Source organism: Lysinibacillus sp. NPDC095746 (genome assembly GCF_044763535.1).
Classification (GTDB): Bacteria; Bacillota; Bacilli; order Bacillales_A; family Planococcaceae; genus Lysinibacillus.
Genome location: NZ_JBIWGL010000019.1, coordinates 101,076 through 116,167 on the forward strand (window position 1 = coordinate 101,076; position 15,092 = coordinate 116,167).

At 34.6% G+C, this 15,092-nt stretch carries 20 protein-coding genes; 6 read left to right on the top strand and 14 right to left on the bottom strand.

Annotated elements, in window-relative coordinates; translation table 11 throughout:
• Positions 1-23: 23 nt before the first annotated feature.
• Entirely contained in the window at positions 24-278 is a 255-nt protein-coding gene (locus ACIQ7N_RS15365; RefSeq protein ID WP_402933553.1) for a hypothetical protein, read from the bottom strand.
• A gap of 224 nt (positions 279-502) precedes the next feature.
• Positions 503-1,129 carry a hypothetical protein gene (locus tag ACIQ7N_RS15370; protein WP_402933556.1) on the bottom strand — a complete coding sequence of 209 codons (627 nt, stop codon included), beginning with the start codon at positions 1,127-1,129 and terminating at the stop codon, positions 503-505.
• 557 nt (positions 1,130-1,686) lie between these two features.
• Here ACIQ7N_RS15370 and ACIQ7N_RS15375 point away from each other — a divergent pair.
• Both ACIQ7N_RS15375 and ACIQ7N_RS15380 read left to right on the top strand, forming a co-directional pair.
• Positions 1,687-1,827: an aspartyl-phosphate phosphatase Spo0E family protein gene (locus tag ACIQ7N_RS15375; RefSeq protein ID WP_198516187.1), complete on the top strand. Its 141-nt coding sequence runs from the start codon at positions 1,687-1,689 to the stop codon at positions 1,825-1,827.
• A 128-nt stretch (positions 1,828-1,955) separates the two neighbouring features.
• A complete protein-coding gene (locus ACIQ7N_RS15380) occupies positions 1,956-2,420 on the top strand; it encodes a hypothetical protein (RefSeq protein ID WP_402933558.1) in 465 nt (154 codons plus the stop codon).
• A gap of 283 nt (positions 2,421-2,703) precedes the next feature.
• On the opposite strand, the gene ACIQ7N_RS15385 is transcribed toward ACIQ7N_RS15380, so the two are convergent.
• The 5 genes from ACIQ7N_RS15385 to ACIQ7N_RS15405 form a co-directional block, all read right to left on the bottom strand.
• Complete coding sequence (locus ACIQ7N_RS15385) at positions 2,704-2,856, bottom strand: His/Gly/Thr/Pro-type tRNA ligase C-terminal domain-containing protein (RefSeq protein ID WP_402933561.1); 153 nt, start codon at positions 2,854-2,856, stop codon at positions 2,704-2,706.
• A 162-nt stretch (positions 2,857-3,018) separates the two neighbouring features.
• Positions 3,019-3,378, bottom strand: coding sequence for a hypothetical protein (locus ACIQ7N_RS15390; protein ID WP_248718997.1), 360 nt, complete (start codon positions 3,376-3,378; stop codon positions 3,019-3,021).
• 118 nt (positions 3,379-3,496) lie between these two features.
• The gene (locus ACIQ7N_RS15395; protein ID WP_402933589.1) at positions 3,497-4,282 is read right to left on the bottom strand and encodes a lipid II flippase Amj family protein; all 786 of its coding nucleotides are present in this window, start codon (positions 4,280-4,282) and stop codon (positions 3,497-3,499) included.
• Between the two features lie 79 nt (positions 4,283-4,361).
• Positions 4,362-4,484 carry a hypothetical protein gene (locus ACIQ7N_RS15400; protein ID WP_402933563.1) on the bottom strand — a complete coding sequence of 41 codons (123 nt, stop codon included), beginning with the start codon at positions 4,482-4,484 and terminating at the stop codon, positions 4,362-4,364.
• Between the two features lie 279 nt (positions 4,485-4,763).
• Positions 4,764-5,273: a hypothetical protein gene (locus ACIQ7N_RS15405; protein WP_402933565.1), complete on the bottom strand. Its 510-nt coding sequence runs from the start codon at positions 5,271-5,273 to the stop codon at positions 4,764-4,766.
• A 316-nt stretch (positions 5,274-5,589) separates the two neighbouring features.
• Between ACIQ7N_RS15405 and ACIQ7N_RS15410 the strand changes: the two genes are divergently transcribed.
• From ACIQ7N_RS15410 to ACIQ7N_RS15420, 3 genes are all read left to right on the top strand, one after another.
• Complete coding sequence (locus ACIQ7N_RS15410; protein ID WP_248718993.1) at positions 5,590-5,937, top strand: hypothetical protein; 348 nt, start codon at positions 5,590-5,592, stop codon at positions 5,935-5,937.
• Between the two features lie 289 nt (positions 5,938-6,226).
• Positions 6,227-6,715: a MarR family transcriptional regulator gene (locus ACIQ7N_RS15415; RefSeq protein ID WP_402933568.1), complete on the top strand. Its 489-nt coding sequence runs from the start codon at positions 6,227-6,229 to the stop codon at positions 6,713-6,715.
• On the top strand, positions 6,705-7,904 hold the full coding sequence (locus ACIQ7N_RS15420) for an MFS transporter (protein ID WP_402933570.1): 1,200 nt from the start codon (positions 6,705-6,707) through the stop codon (positions 7,902-7,904). Before ACIQ7N_RS15415 ends, ACIQ7N_RS15420 begins: the two co-directional genes overlap by 11 nt.
• A gap of 242 nt (positions 7,905-8,146) precedes the next feature.
• On the opposite strand, the gene ACIQ7N_RS15425 is transcribed toward ACIQ7N_RS15420, so the two are convergent.
• The 7 genes from ACIQ7N_RS15425 to ACIQ7N_RS15455 all read right to left on the bottom strand — a co-directional run bounded on the left by ACIQ7N_RS15425 (position 8,147) and on the right by ACIQ7N_RS15455 (position 13,869).
• On the bottom strand, positions 8,147-8,611 hold the full coding sequence (locus ACIQ7N_RS15425; RefSeq protein WP_402933573.1) for a hypothetical protein: 465 nt from the start codon (positions 8,609-8,611) through the stop codon (positions 8,147-8,149).
• 127 nt (positions 8,612-8,738) lie between these two features.
• Complete coding sequence (locus tag ACIQ7N_RS15430) at positions 8,739-9,224, bottom strand: GNAT family N-acetyltransferase (protein WP_402933575.1); 486 nt, start codon at positions 9,222-9,224, stop codon at positions 8,739-8,741.
• Between the two features lie 11 nt (positions 9,225-9,235).
• Positions 9,236-9,583 carry a DUF3147 family protein gene (locus tag ACIQ7N_RS15435; RefSeq protein ID WP_132358164.1) on the bottom strand — a complete coding sequence of 116 codons (348 nt, stop codon included), beginning with the start codon at positions 9,581-9,583 and terminating at the stop codon, positions 9,236-9,238.
• Positions 9,583-9,981: a MarR family winged helix-turn-helix transcriptional regulator gene (locus ACIQ7N_RS15440; RefSeq protein ID WP_132358166.1), complete on the bottom strand. Its 399-nt coding sequence runs from the start codon at positions 9,979-9,981 to the stop codon at positions 9,583-9,585. The genes ACIQ7N_RS15435 and ACIQ7N_RS15440 overlap by 1 nt, the downstream gene beginning before the upstream one ends.
• A gap of 410 nt (positions 9,982-10,391) precedes the next feature.
• Positions 10,392-11,363, bottom strand: coding sequence for an HD domain-containing protein (locus ACIQ7N_RS15445; protein WP_402933579.1), 972 nt, complete (start codon positions 11,361-11,363; stop codon positions 10,392-10,394).
• A 12-nt stretch (positions 11,364-11,375) separates the two neighbouring features.
• Positions 11,376-12,011, bottom strand: a complete 636-nt coding sequence (locus ACIQ7N_RS15450) for a class I SAM-dependent methyltransferase (protein WP_402933580.1) — start codon at positions 12,009-12,011, stop codon at positions 11,376-11,378.
• 49 nt (positions 12,012-12,060) lie between these two features.
• Positions 12,061-13,869: a S9 family peptidase gene (locus ACIQ7N_RS15455; protein ID WP_402933582.1), complete on the bottom strand. Its 1,809-nt coding sequence runs from the start codon at positions 13,867-13,869 to the stop codon at positions 12,061-12,063.
• Between the two features lie 399 nt (positions 13,870-14,268).
• Here ACIQ7N_RS15455 and ACIQ7N_RS15460 point away from each other — a divergent pair, with 399 nt between their 5' ends.
• Positions 14,269-14,919, top strand: a complete 651-nt coding sequence (locus tag ACIQ7N_RS15460) for a FusB/FusC family EF-G-binding protein (RefSeq protein WP_402933585.1) — start codon at positions 14,269-14,271, stop codon at positions 14,917-14,919.
• Positions 14,920-15,092 lie beyond the last annotated feature (173 nt).

Sequence of the window (15,092 nt, forward strand, 5' to 3'; positions counted from 1 at the left end):
TTCCGAAACCCTTCATAAGAGTTTCATTGGATAGTTCGGTATTTTGTCGGCTGAAACACATTTGTCCCAACCCCTCCTTCTATTCTTCCCAATACGAAATGGATTGAAAGTTTTATTAAAATAAACATCCCAAATATTGCACCATTAAGACCATAATATTGCAAGGTGGTAATAGCTCGTTCCTTTGCAATTTCATTGGATTCTCCACCCTCAAATGCGAAATTCGAGTGACTCCTTACTTGATGAATGGCAGCGTCAAAAATCAAGTATATTTCCATTAGATAATATTCTTTCTTTAAAGGATCAATTGTTTTATCAGTAATTTATGTTTTTGTGCTCTTTTATATGGTTGAATATATCGTATGAATATTTTTATTTTCAAATAATCTAGGTATGATCCCTATCCTCAACCCTTTACTAGAAAGCGGGCGATTGACCTCATCAGCGTTATAGTGAGAATGCGCATGTCTTACAAAATATAGGGCAGTCATTGTAGTTCCCTCTAGTTTTCTTCAGACTTTGCCTTCTTTTCTTTTATATAATTGTATAGGTCAACCTTCCACATACCATCCTCTCTTAATAAGGCATATGTCTTACCGTAGTGCGAGCTTCCAAAAATTATCTCTAATTGAACAATTGCTATACTTTCAGTGCTAGAATCCTTATTCAAAGAAATACTATCGTAGTATCTGTACATTAAATAATTTTGAATATCCTCATCTAATAAATAATCTATATATTCTGCTATAAAAGTTTCTTTATCTGGTAGCTCATCGTTATTGTAAGTAATTGCATAGAGTTTATCAAAATTATGCTCAAATATTAAATTCATCATAATTAACACTATTTCCTCTGGTGTAAAAGTCTTTAAACTATTACTATTTCCTTTCTTTAAGAAGTCTTCATATAACGCTCTTTTTTCCTCCGGCAATTTCTCTAAATATGTAAAATCATAATGCTTATCGATAGTTGGAAGCGTTTGTTTTGATTGTTCCACGTGTTGAACCGAATCGTTAGTAACCACTGTTGATTCTGAAGATTCTCCTGCTTTTCTTTTCTCTTCTGAACATGCTAAAAGCATTAAACTAGTAACGATCATAATACTTAATAATGGCAACCTTAACTTCAACACCATAAACCTCCCCTATCATAGCAATTATGCAAACTCTATTCACCCATCATTCCATTTATTTCGAAAATTCTCAACATGATCAACCAACAGGAAATCTCCTCAATAACAAACAACAAAGAAGTTTATTTGATAAATTGTGACAAGATACGAAATGCATTAAAATTTCAATAAATATCGACATAGTTTTCAATAGTAAAAAAGGAGCAAATCTATTAATTTTCAACCTTTGCCTATTCTTGAATACGGCCAAAAAAAAACCGTAATATTTTAATGTGATGGGTAATGGAATATATTATTAATACAATAAAAGGAAATATATATAGACTAAAATACTCAGTACTGGATTTTCTTATTTTTTGACTATATAATTATGAATATATTTTTCTATGACTAAATTACGAATTTCTCAACCTATACACAATGTGACATATTTTTCGTTTTAGGTGAGATACAATGAAAAAGTTGAATCGAGGTCAATGTATTTCAAGAATATGAAGAAAAAATTATAGGGGGAAAAGATTTTGGTTAAGATATCGTTTAAACAATTCTTGAAGATGGAGATTGAAAATAAAAGAAAAGATATGTATAAAAAGGCTATGGATTTAGGTTTTACCCATCCTAGCGTGGTAGATTGTAGTCAAGAATTAGATGTCCTACTAAATAAATATTCAAAAGCGATCAATAAAGCTAGCTAAAACTATTTCCGATAATCTGTATAGTAGGTTCCGGTTTAAAACACACCATTTCCTATTGTTGTAAAGATACGTATAAATAACATAAAAATAGGATATCTTCTTTATGACAGGAAAAAGGAGGCCGAAAAATGCAGATGTTTTTATTATCATTGGTCGTTTCAAGCTTTTTACTACAGCAGCCTCAAGATTCAGTAGAAAATTCAGCACCGATTCTTTGCAAATCTTCTGGAACTACATCTTATAAATATCCTAATAATCAATATCAGACATTTCGTACTAAGAATGCTTTCTACCATCAATTAGACAGGACAATCTATGAGGAATATAACGATGCTACCTTAAACATTCGTCAAAAAATAGCCTTTAAGGACGTACCGAAGGCTGAAGAAACATTTCATCTAAAAACAAATTTTATACGTAAAAAAATAGACCTCTCTCAACATACTTTTATTCATCCCAATCGACAAGTATATTTTTTAGCATCCTTTAAGCAAAATAATCAGGAGACTTATCATAAATACCTGGTCATTGACGCTGAGACACAAACTATCCTTTTAGGAGAAAGTAATTATCAAAAGAACAGCGCCAATTAAATCTATTTCGTTTGTTGTTTAATTTATTGTATGCTTGAAAATTGATTAATAGTAGCAAAATCTAAGAAAAAAACCTACATTTTTAAGTAAATTTTACAAAAAACAAATATCACAATATTTATTTCATATTTTTAGCTCGCATTTAGAGGGTCTTCCCTTAAGTGCGAGCTAAATTGTTTAATTCCCTTTGCTTTTGCTGTTGCCATGGTTTTTCAATTAATGGTTGCTGCCCATATTTACGGAACAGTGACATGTTGACGATCCATTTCTTTATTACTAAGCACTAAAATATAAAGTGTTTTTTCATTTGAGTTTCACAAATTTTATTTCCGTGCTTTTCATGTCGATCGTCAATACTTACACGGATTTGTTCATTTTGTAAAGCTTCCACTGTATGCTGTAAATATTCATCTTTTACTTGTTGAGGTGAAGCCACACGATGCCATAATGCTCAATTAATATTGTTTTTGTGCAATAACCATGTACTTGCTGCATATTCTATTTTTAGTAGGAACGATGAGACTGTCTGTGTTCAAACGAAGGTATGTATCACAGAGCTCATCTTCATGTCGCTCCCCTCATTCTCTATACTAAGTTTTCATCCACTTCGGACTTCTAACGTCTCATTGTGAGACTGCCACTTAATGTGAATGGTTGGGGCAGCATCCTTTTTAAATATTTTCGCACTTTCTTTTTTCTTTAAGATTAACTGTTTATCCTTATTTACCTGGTAGTCAATATAATTTTGCGATTCTTTAGACCCTTCTATCGTTATTTCTAAACCACCTAAATCTCCCTCTTCCCCAAGATAGAAAAGTTGTAAGCCCTCGTCGGTATTACTATGATATACGGCCTTCCAGTGCTCACTTTTCGCTATGTAATGGATCTCTTGTTGTTGATTCGTACTACAAGCAACTAACACAAACATCATTAAAATTAGGAAGCATAATTTTTTCATTAAATATCGATTTTCCTTTCTTTGAAAGTTATCTTATTAATATCAACTTCACTCTATCCTTCTTAATTCAAAGAAAAAGCTGTTAGGCTTGAATAATTATCATCAATGTAAATCCCCCTTACATGAATTGTGTAAACCAAGCAATATATTTTGCTCCTGGTAGAAATAATAGCTGTGCCAAAAATGTGCCTAGCAGTCTTGATGCCATCATCATTACAGATGCTCGTTTAAGACTTAAGTAGCTGCCTCTTTGATTGATCACATCATCTGCCAAAATGGAGATCTTAGGGTCAATAAATATAATGAGTAACATTGTCGCTATACCATTAATAAGTCCTGATGACATCACAGCAGTATTCGATCTTTCAGGAACTAATAAAGAGGCGTAAAGTGCAGACAAGACACCAATTGTATAGATGGCCGTTATAACGACATTCACGATAAATAAATTAATGGGGATGCTACGCCAGCTAATCTCCTTTAAATATGAAAAGCTTGGCAAATGAATATGTTTTATTCCCCGTTTGAGATAGTCAATACTAAAACCCTTTTTGAATAATGCTGGAATGGAGCCTCTTTCCTCAGACAAATGAATAATAGCCCTTGAAAATATCGCTACAAATGTTGGCAATAGCAGAATACCTACCAATGTACCTAATGACGCTGCGCCAATAAGAATACGGAATTGCTGTTCCACAAATGCCAATGTGTTTTCCTTTGGTGCTGTGTCAGTCAGACTTCCGGTAAAAGGCTGCTGCATCATGTTTGCTAGCCTTGAAAACATGACCATGACATTGAACAATGATAATGCTGAGGCTAATAATTTTACACGTGCACCCGATAATCGCACTGCATACGCAAGTGTCTCTATCGAGTGAATGATGAGAATAAACAAACCAATCATTATTAATTTATCTGTCAAAATATCCAAAACCAATTCCCTTCTTTTCGGTTGATGATTGGTATTCACTCTTGTATTATTTTTAGTAATGTTTGAGCCAATCTCGTACATATACTTCCGATTCTTCACGAGGAGTTGTCGCTGATAGAGAAAGCGTTTGCATTTTACTTCTTAACAACTCCTTATCATCTGACTCCTCATCCATAAAAAATTACTATCTCCCTTCTACTGGCTCTCTGTACCTTTGTGGTGAATTCGGACATGTGTACCATCTAAACATTGGATAGTCGCTTCAAAACGCTTCTCATCGTCCATCTGAATTCAAAAATTCAATTTTTTCCTTTGGGAAATTTTCACATCGGCATGGATATGTATCCCTTTTAATATTCTACGAAATTAACTTGAATAGGTTTCATTATTACCCTACCAAACATAAAAGCTATTCATTAGGTACTTTAATCCTAACGAATAGCTTTTTTATTATTTAATGATTGATTGCAAAGTCATTATTCCAGCTAGTTGAATCAGACAGCTGATAGGTCACCATATTGGCTGTTACTACAAGAATCACACCTGCGCTGGATTTATCTGAAGAAATAGGGTCCTCTAATTTTAATACAACATACCCCTCACCTCGTCCCAGAGGATCTATCGCATTTGTAGCGTTGATTTCGAAGGTTGTATACGTTTTCTCATTTGTAGCAGGGAGTAATTTTTCGTCCTTATAGACTCCATTTTCCTTCAAATTATAGCAAACAGGCATCCATCCTTTTGACCAATCAATACTGCCCATTATTTCTTTTTTACGATGTGCCAGTTTGCCTATCGAAAATGTAAAATATATCTTTATAATAGCTTGATCTAATTGATTTTTTCCTTCACAATCAGCTGTAACTTCCAGGTTAATATCCCCGTTTGAATGCTTCCTAATAACCACTAAAATCACAGTAAAAATACAAATAACAAGTACTACGCCGATGACGACAAACCCCATTAAGTCCCTCCTAACATTTCAATGAATGTTACTATTAGATTATCATGTTTTAGTAGTATTAGTATTTTTTCATCAAACAATCTTATGAAATGACACGGGCATAAATGATAAGACATAAAACGAGTATATAGCTTATTAGCAATCAAAGCTTTATCCCTCTTTAATGGTCCAGTGGACTTCCCCAGCAAAGTTTTATGGAACCCGACCCTTTTCTTTTTCTTTGAATTTCCAACTTCTCAACTCCAATATTTCCCGCTTACTTTTGGAAGTATTCTCAACTATACTAAAGGGAATTCGTTTTTAAGGAGATTTATTTATGAGAACATCTATACCTTGTCCAGACTGTCAAGAAGCAATAACGCTTGAAGACTTTGAGGATTTTTCATCACCATTTACTATGGAATGTCCACATTGCCACGTTAAATTAAAAGAGACAAAAGTAACCCCATTTCTATTAATTGGTACGATTGCTATCATTCCTTTATTTATTTTCTTAACAGAAACATTAAGATCTTTCCTATCAAGCTTAATCCCTGTTATCGAAAAAATACCTTCCTTTATCATATTCCTTGGACTGTTATATCCGCTATATGGTTTTTATGAGCGATTTAATGGACTCGTTATGTTTAATAAGGGCAATTTACAAATAAAAAAAAGAAAGTGATAAATGTTGAACTATAATAAAGTTTGATTAAAAATCACGCTAAACGCTTGATTTCACTGTATATAAAAAAGCCAACGTTTTGAAGTTTGATGATCAAAACATTGGCTTTCTTTAATAGCCACGAAAATAATCTCATCTCCCCAAAAAAAGTTTAAGAAAACATCGACATTTATTAAACCATTCCGCCTGATTGTTTATCAGTTAATTTACACTTGACACACTTTTTGTTACCCGGTAAACTATTTTTATTAACCGGTTAACAAAAACGCAAAAAGTTAGGTGAGACATTATGAATCATATAGACAAAAAGATGGAAGCGTTAAATGCTTTACAACAATTTATCAAAGAAAGAGAAGCCGTCCAAAAGAGGAAAAGCTTCCGTAAAAAAAATGAGGAAAACGCCATTGTTATGGATTGGACGCTTACTCAATTACACATTGTTTCTGCCATCAACGCGCAGGGAACTGCGAATAATACATCCCTTTCGGAAACGTTAAACGTCTCCAAGCCAGCCATTACAAAGGCAATCAAAAAAATGCTAGAGAAGAATGTTATTGTCGAGACGAGACAGGAGACCAATCAAAAAGAAGTTCACTATCTCCTTACTGATTTAGGAAAGCAACTTGCCTCTATCCACGATCAGTTGCATGAGAAGGCAAGAAATCAATACCTGCAACTATTGGATAGTTTCAATACCGACGAGTTAGAAACCATTATCACTTTTTTAGAAATGCTTACTGACAAACTTAAAGGTGATGACGTTCCATTTGGAGACTAAATATGCAAAAGAGTGTAGCGCAAAAAAATCGTTTATCTTATATGCCTTGAGTATTAGCACGTTTTTTGCTTCTTTAAGCCAGAACATCTATACACCGATCATTCCCCTTATTCGGGATTCATTTGAAGTATCCATCAGCTGGGTAAATTTTACGGTCAGTAGCTTTATCTTTATTATTGCGGTGATCCAAATTGTTCTGGGAACTGTGGTTGAACATCAAAATAAAAAAAGATTATTGCTCATTAGTCTTTTTTTGATGGGCGTATCAGCAGTCTTTTGTGCTTACACCAACAGTTTTACGTTGTTTACGCTGTTTAGAATGATTCAGGCAATCGGGGCCGGGATAATCCCTTTAATTGCAATCAGTATGATTGCACAGTTATTTGAAGGTGAAGCAAGAGGAAGTGCCATGGGAACGTATCAAATACTGCTTACCCTTGCACCAGCTGTTTCACCTGTAGTTGGAGGTTTTATTGGAGAGTTTTTTGGTTATGAGGGAATTTTTCTTTTTCTTTTGATCATGGCAGTTTCCTTGCTGATGTTCATTGTTTATCTACTGCCAAGTGAAAAACAGAATGAAACCGACAAAATACCATCCAAAGGATTTATCCATGCATATAAGGCAGTCTTTTCCCATTACATTGGAACAAGTATTATGATCGTTAGCTTTTTAGTATTTTTCATCTATTTTGCTATTCTTGTCTATCTGCCTGTCTTGCTCCATGATCATTATCATGTAAATTTACAGTTCATTGGATTATTATATTTACCTTTGACAGTCAGCATGATTGTCGGAAGTATGTTATTTAAAAGGTTGCAGAAAAAAATATCCTTAAATACTTTGTTTATCTTACTGTTAATGGTTATGCCTTTGCAGGTCATACTATTTGGTGTATTTCACACTCGATCACTTGTGGGGTTATGCATTATCTTATTTAGTTATGGAATTATCGTTGGATTTTCCGCCCCCCTTTTCTCGACGCTTATTAGCAATGAGTACAGCGAGCATCGAGGAACAGCTTTAGGCGTTTTTAACTTCGTCCGTTATTTAGGTATGGCGCTTGGTGGAATGTCCCCCGCATTATATCATGTACTGTCTAGTTCTGCTTTATTTGTGCTATTTGGTGTTTTACTGCTCTTGGTTTCCATACTAACTTATAAAAAATTTCATAGCAGGAGTGCTTCATAAACAAACAAAAAGACAACGGATATATTTAATATCTGTTGTCTTACTAGTTTTCACTTCACAATCTTAATATCGATTTTTATCAAACTTTATTACAAATTATCAATCTTTATTAAAAACAACCAGCTTCAATAAGGTAAAGACAAAACTGATCAAAACCTTAAAAAGCGCAAGAAATCACTTTTAGAAACGTTGATTTCTTGCACTTTTCTAGAAAATAAAACCCCGCTGATTATAGTTGCATTCTATTTAGTAGCTTGTAACTCAGCCGTTAAAGTAAATGGCATTTTTAAATACTCATACTTAATCGTGATTTTTTTTATTTTAGGTGCATCAACCTTCACTGCATAATGCTGCGGCTGCTTTCCGATGGCCTTGCGATCTATGTATTGACTTGGAAAAATATTTACTTGCCTTAATTTATGATATGTAATATTCGGATTACCTACTAGCTTCGTTTCGGCTTCAAACGGTTCCGACTTACTCACGACGAGCTCAACATTTTCAGGCACTTTATTGTCGATGAGTATTTGCCGAAGCTTTATGTCACGTAGTCCTTTATTCTCTATTTCTACGATTATTGTAGTTGAACCATCTGTAGAATTCGTATAACTATTCATGACAAGTGGTGGATTGCTTTTTAAATAAATGATAAAGGCCGCTCCCACTACTAGAACACTAAATAATAAAACAAATAATAATTTTTTCATTTCATTCCTCACTTTCTTACTCCCCATAAGTATAACGAGAAATCGTAGGCGATGAAACCTCGAAAATAAACAGTGGGAATTTTTCTTTACCTATCAACTTCTTCACATAGAGAAAAAACAACCTGACTCAAGATAAGCCAGATTGCTTTACTAATCGTATTTCATCACGTATCGGAATCCCATCATTGCCGAGTAAAGGAATTTCAGGTTTATATGCTCTTGCTTGCTCGACTGCGTTTTGTATAATTTCGACTAACTGATAGCCTCTTTTTTGGTAAAATTTTAACGCTTGCAAATTATCATTTGTCGTAATGAGCGTAATCATTGAGCAATCATGTTCGAATGCATGCTGTTCAACAGCTTGGACAAGTAATGAACCAATCCCCTTTCCTTCCACAATACTATCAAGGGAAATTATTTCACATTCTTTATCACGAATGATATACGTTACGAGACCTAACAGCATGTTTTGTTCATCTACATAGGCAAAGCCATCTAATTTACTACAGTCATATATCCCACTGGAAATAACCATTTCTGTACTTCCCCAATGCTCTTTAAAAAACTGTAACACATTATTTTGATGTAATTGCTGAATTGGAATTACTGTCATCTACTATTCTCCTAAATTGAAAAATTAAATACACTAGCAATGGCTTTTTGAACACCTAGAAATACTGCCCACGAAGCAATTCCTAGTCCAATGGCAAACACGATATGGATCGATGATTTCATCGCCATATAAATAACAAATAGCATAAACATTGTAGCTGGTAGTCCAACGATTACTCCAACCGTAAAGCGCTGAATATGTTCACTCGACTCGCTTTGCACAGTAAGCCAAATGATACTTAAAATACTGACAAGAGGTAGTGCGGCAATAATACCGCCATAGGAAGGAAATCTTCTAGCAACCTCTGTAACAATACCAATCACGGCTGCAGAGCAAAGAATTTTTACTAATGTATACATTATTTAGACACCTCGCTTAATAGACGAAATGCCTGTAAAATTGTTTGCTGTTGTTCTTCAGACAGCTGCTTTAGGGCATATTGTAGTTTGTCATCATCTAACTCTGTGTTTTTCTTTAAGATGTGAAGCCCTTCCGTTGTAAGATGTAGATATACTTTGCGTTGATCTTCGATATATCGCTCTTTTTTCACCCAGCCATTACGCTCTAGCTTTTTTATATGTTCTGACGCTGTGTTTTGAGAAATATTCAGCAACTCAGCAATATCACGGACAGTTACTTCATCTTCCTTGTGAATCATCTGTAAAATACGTACGCTTTGATGCGAAATAGACTCTTCATGCGTTGTATGTAGATGGTAATAAATTGATGTAAAATAGTTATTTAATTCTTTAATCATTAAATTTACTCCTTTTAATATATCGTCTAAATAGATTATATCGAATTGAACGATATATTTAAAGAGATAGCTAAAATTTTATATTTTCAGTTTTTTAATCTAGATTACACTCAGATGGTTACGAAATTTTTTGTAAACCATTTTGCATAAATGATCGGAATAGCTGTAAAAAGAAAAAGGGTTCCAAATTCATGCTCCACAAAGACAGCTAGACAAAGCAATATAATTGTCTAAAGTCGTGTTAAAGAACTCTCCTTTGCGTAAGTTTTCAAAGAGTTCGCCCCTAAATAAACATAGTCAGTATAAGTACTGCAAGTGGTACTTTCAAAGCTGTTAGCATAAAAAAAGGGGCTGTCTACTGACACCCCCCTTTCTTGCTCTACCGAAAAAGTGCTAATTTATCGATAAACTTATATAATTTTCACAAACACACCCTGTTGAAATTTTTCTTCAGCAGCAGCATTCATTTTTCTAACATTTTCAGATACTTCGCTTGCCCTTATTAATCGATTCTCATCGTAAAGCAAAGGATTGATATGTCTAGTTTTATTCTTTTGATAAATATCAAATTTCTTTTGATCCACCCTCACTTTGACATTAGGATGAAGCTGTTTTAATAGGCACTGCACTTGCCTATCATTTGAAGATTTCAACAATACAATAAGTTCTTCATCTTCCTTAAGAAAATCAGCGAGTGTAATAATCTTTTTATCTAATGCTAACTTTAACGTATGTGAAAGTTTATGATAAGCATAAACATTTAACGGATCCATAAAGAAATCAAGTACTTCTTGATAATATGTTTTCACAAACCATTCTGCACTTTTGATACTTTTAAGACACATCTTCCCTTGATAAATAATAATATCTTTTAAAAAATTTTGTATTTCTTCAAATGAGGCTTTCCCATATGTGTACATATCTCTTAAAGTATAATCTACTCGATCTGCACATAAGTCAGGAGCTGGTTGTTCGAGTAAATGCCAAGTCGTAGCATTTAAAAGTAGATGTTCATAATCAAGGTTATTCTTTTTAAGAATAATAGGAATTTCTGAGTTATGAATAACCTCTTTAAATATTTCTTCATGATAGTCTTCAGCTTCATTTTCAAGGACGAAATCAATAACATGCGAAAAGGCTGTATGTGAAACATCATGCAATAAACCTGCAATTTGCTCCTCTAAAGAGCCACCTAACTGTTTAATTAACAGCATGACACCAACCGAATGCTCATAACGCGTTACATTCCATTGGCTATTTACAAGATAACTTGCCCCACCTTGATGAATCCCCTTCAATCTTTGCATCGGCTTACTCAAAAGAAGTTCCGCTAACACATCATCTATTTCGAATTCACCATATAAATAATCAGAAATAATCATGTAAGCATCTTCCTATGCAAGATTCGAAAGTACAAAAACTCCACCACAATGTGAGATTGGATAAAATTCTAATTGGCATACTCCTTTTATTAAGGCGCTAATTTCCTCGTGGACAAAATAAAATTCATCATCATCCCAATAATCAATACTGTCTTGACGACATTTTCCAAGCTGCTTTCTTGATTCAAACGCGATATCGCCGATAAAAATTTTGCCTGCAGGTGTTAGTTGCTGCAATAGCGCTGTAATGTAGTGCACTTTCATTTCATCGGTAAAATGATGAAACGCATAGGTGCTAATAATAGCGTCATATTTTTGACGAAGGAGCTCTGATGGCAGCCCTTGTGCTAAATCCCACTCCATTAAGTTTGCCTCAGGCATTTTTTCTTTGGCGATTTTGATCATTTTCGAGGAGAAATCGAGTCCATTGATCGTATGACCATTATCATAAAGCTTTGCCGTTAATACCCCTGTCCCAAATCCAATGTCTAATACAGTTGAATTTGGAATGGACATGACCTCGTTAAAAATCATATTTAACACTGCTTTATATCCAGCAAATGGATATTTATGACTTTCTTCACTTAGCTGAACCGTTTTATCATAACCATCAGCCCATAAATTAAATCCTTGTTGATTTAGTAGCATAATAGTCCTCCTATGTTTTCCATCGATTCGTCTTTGATAGGAGAATAAATTAAAAAGCCCCCGTTTTTAAATGGATATGTGTATTAAAGAATTCAAGTATTTTCTCATACACGTAAATTTCATTCGCCTTTTTCGTGAATCCATGACCCTCATCCTCTAGCACAATATATTCCACTTCTCGCCCCTTATCTTTTAAAGCAGCAACGATTTGGTCAGATTCCTTTTGCACAACACGTGGATCGTTCGCCCCTTGAATGACTAACATAGGTTTCGTCATACCATCTAAATACGTAATTGGCGAATCGGCTGTTAATCTTTCCTTGTCTATCTCTGGATCTCCTATCCATTGCTTCATATATGGTGCCCAAAAATCCGGAACAGACTCAATAAATGAAAACAGATTACTTGGGCCAAAAATATCGACAACTGCTTTAAAGTAATCTGCATGGCGACCATGTAATAGCAGTGCCATATAGCCACCATAGCTGCCACCTAAAAGCAGCATTTTATCACGATCAGCATAGCCCTTCTCAATAAGCCAATCAATCCCAGTAGTATTATCAAGACGTGGGCCATGACCCCAATCTCCCTCAACCATTTTCTTAAAGTCTAGGCCATAGTTCGATGAGCCTCTAAAATTTGGTGCAAAAATAGAGTATCCCTGGGTAACAAGAAATTGGAACATCGGTCGAAATGATTTGCGTTCAATTGATTGCGGACCACCATGTGGCCATAAAATAACATGGCCATTCGAATTTTCTTCCTTCGCCTTGAACAACAGTGCCTCAATTTCCAAACCATCAAACGATGGATAACGAAGCACTTCAGGTTCTACCAAATCCTCGTCTCGAACACCCGGTACTCTATAGTGAGTTACCTCTAACCATGAACTTCCCATTTCCTTTGAAATAAAAATATTATTTGGCTTCGTAGCCGATTTTCCAAGCAAATATAAATGTCCGCTTGGCATAATAACCATTTTCTCAATAATATCAACAGGTGTTTCGAGTTTTTCATTTTTTCCATCTAAAATTTTATACCGATAAAGCCGATCCTCTACACCATAGGAACCGACAATATATAGTGCTTGCTCTTCTTTTGAATAATAAATACTTGTAAAGCTTTCTTTTTCTAATTGAAGCAACTTTGTAAACTGTTTCGACTGAATATCGAATTTTGCTAAATAGCTAAAATCTTCATCATAATCTGTTAAAAAATAAATTTCCATTTCAGAAATATACACAACATCGGAAACCGTATGCTGCTTATCCGTTAATGGCGTGAGCAATACTTCCTCACCATCAATTTGTACATATGCTAGGGAATGCGTATTTCCAAACTGTTTAATATAAACAAATGATTTTTCCTCTGGGCTAACTGTAGCGATAAAAGTAGGTGCATCACTACCCTCAATCAGTAACTTTTCTTCTTCACTGTCAATGTCATAAACTAAACTATTTAAATATGTTGAATTTCCAGCTGTAGTTGAATAATAAAGATGTCTACCATCATCAGTCAAATGTCCATAGAAATGACGTTCTCCCTCTTTATAGCGAATTGGTACTAGGCTTCCTCCCTCAGGTGAAATTGCATAAATTTGACTATTCTCATCACCATCTTTATCAAGTCCAACTAAAAGGAATTCACCTGTTTTCGAATATTTAATAAAATCCGAAGTTTGATTATGAAAAGTCATTTGATACGGAAATTTTTTCTCTAAATCCATTCCCCAAAGATTAAAATATCCATTAAAATTCGTACTTAATACCATCTGCTTTTCATTAGGACTAATCGCAAAATCACTTACCGTTAAGTTTTGCAAAAAATGCTTTGTGTTCATCTTTTCAAACTGAATCATAGACATTCCTCTTTTCTTAAAGTTTTTCTCTGGTAACAGTACAAAGGTTTCCATCCCTTTTCCTGTGATAACGTCTTAACCATCTACATCCAAATCGACTTATCGAAGGGAATTAATCCCATGACATGATGGAAATCCCAATAAATATAATTATACCATTTATTTAATATTGATATCTGAATATTTTAATTTTATATTTTCCCCAAAAAATGTTATAATAAAGCTAGTTTTCTTTTCAAGGAGGAATCGAAATGGACGCATTCTTTTGTAATGCTTGCTCTAGACCAAACACATTACAGGTCAAAGAGGTCTAGAAAAGTTAACCCGAATAACATAATTGAAGGATCTCTTTAGGCCATAAACCTTTATGAAAAGCCTACAATACAGGAGTGAATTCAAATGGAAAAACCAACAATCCAACCGTTTTTAACGGTCGCAAACTATCATTTACTTGAGCAGCAAATGAATAAAATCATATTAACCCTTGCTACGACGAAAGATAAGGACGTCATCCTTGCCGTACAAGGTATCGTTGAAAGCGAGATTACAACAAAATTAGCGCTGTCGGCTGAGCAAGCTGAGCTGATTGAACAGCTTTTTGAAGTGACGAATCGTGCACAAGGTGATGAGTATATAGAGCAATTAAAACAATATGTCATCCCATTCAAAGCAGTCACTGCCAGTGCATTAAAAAGCCTTTTTAAAAAGGAAAAAAAGCTAAAACTACCGAAGCTTGAAGAAATTGATTTTCAGGAGATTTGTTATTTAGCTTGGGATGATCCTGGAACACATCGAAAATACGTTTTGCTAGAACAAGATGACAAGCTAAAATCGATTAAAGGCACATTCTCTAATGATACAATTCGTGGAATATGTGCAATATGTAATCGCCATTCCGACGTTGGCCTATTTACTACATCTGTAAAAGGGCAAACCGTTGGTACGTTCACGAATTATAGTAATTACATTTGCGCAGATAGCCAATCATGCAATCGGCATGTTACGGATATCGAAAAAACAAAAGCATTTTTCGAGCGCATCACTCAATAAAAAGAAGCCTTCTCCATTGGAGGGCACTGAAAAAGTCCATATCTTCTCACATTGCGAGGTATTCAGCGGTTAATCGTCGAATACCTCGCTTTTTTCATTTGGCACTGTGACTCTACTGTTGTTTTCCGAAGCATTCCGCTCGCTTTCCGCGGGCGAGCGCCGAGCCTCCTCCT

Coding starts and splice junctions, on each gene's coding strand:
- ACIQ7N_RS15395 (WP_402933589.1), bottom strand. CDS start 4,282: ATGATTGGTTTGTTTATTCTCATCATTCACTCGATAGAGACACTTGCG.
- ACIQ7N_RS15435 (WP_132358164.1), bottom strand. CDS start 9,583: ATGTATACATTAGTAAAAATTCTTTGCTCTGCAGCCGTGATTGGTATT.
- ACIQ7N_RS15380 (WP_402933558.1), top strand. CDS start 1,956: ATGCAGATGTTTTTATTATCATTGGTCGTTTCAAGCTTTTTACTACAG.
- ACIQ7N_RS15430 (WP_402933575.1), bottom strand. CDS start 9,224: ATGACAGTAATTCCAATTCAGCAATTACATCAAAATAATGTGTTACAG.
- ACIQ7N_RS15410 (WP_248718993.1), top strand. CDS start 5,590: ATGAGAACATCTATACCTTGTCCAGACTGTCAAGAAGCAATAACGCTT.
- ACIQ7N_RS15460 (WP_402933585.1), top strand. CDS start 14,269: ATGGAAAAACCAACAATCCAACCGTTTTTAACGGTCGCAAACTATCAT.
- ACIQ7N_RS15365 (WP_402933553.1), bottom strand. CDS start 278: ATGGAAATATACTTGATTTTTGACGCTGCCATTCATCAAGTAAGGAGT.
- ACIQ7N_RS15425 (WP_402933573.1), bottom strand. CDS start 8,611: ATGAAAAAATTATTATTTGTTTTATTATTTAGTGTTCTAGTAGTGGGA.
- ACIQ7N_RS15415 (WP_402933568.1), top strand. CDS start 6,227: ATGAATCATATAGACAAAAAGATGGAAGCGTTAAATGCTTTACAACAA.
- ACIQ7N_RS15390 (WP_248718997.1), bottom strand. CDS start 3,378: ATGAAAAAATTATGCTTCCTAATTTTAATGATGTTTGTGTTAGTTGCT.
- ACIQ7N_RS15440 (WP_132358166.1), bottom strand. CDS start 9,981: ATGATTAAAGAATTAAATAACTATTTTACATCAATTTATTACCATCTA.
- ACIQ7N_RS15450 (WP_402933580.1), bottom strand. CDS start 12,011: ATGCTACTAAATCAACAAGGATTTAATTTATGGGCTGATGGTTATGAT.
- ACIQ7N_RS15455 (WP_402933582.1), bottom strand. CDS start 13,869: ATGATTCAGTTTGAAAAGATGAACACAAAGCATTTTTTGCAAAACTTA.
- ACIQ7N_RS15445 (WP_402933579.1), bottom strand. CDS start 11,363: ATGATTATTTCTGATTATTTATATGGTGAATTCGAAATAGATGATGTG.
- ACIQ7N_RS15400 (WP_402933563.1), bottom strand. CDS start 4,484: ATGGATGAGGAGTCAGATGATAAGGAGTTGTTAAGAAGTAAAATGCAA.
- ACIQ7N_RS15405 (WP_402933565.1), bottom strand. CDS start 5,273: ATGGGGTTTGTCGTCATCGGCGTAGTACTTGTTATTTGTATTTTTACT.
- ACIQ7N_RS15375 (WP_198516187.1), top strand. CDS start 1,687: ATGGAGATTGAAAATAAAAGAAAAGATATGTATAAAAAGGCTATGGAT.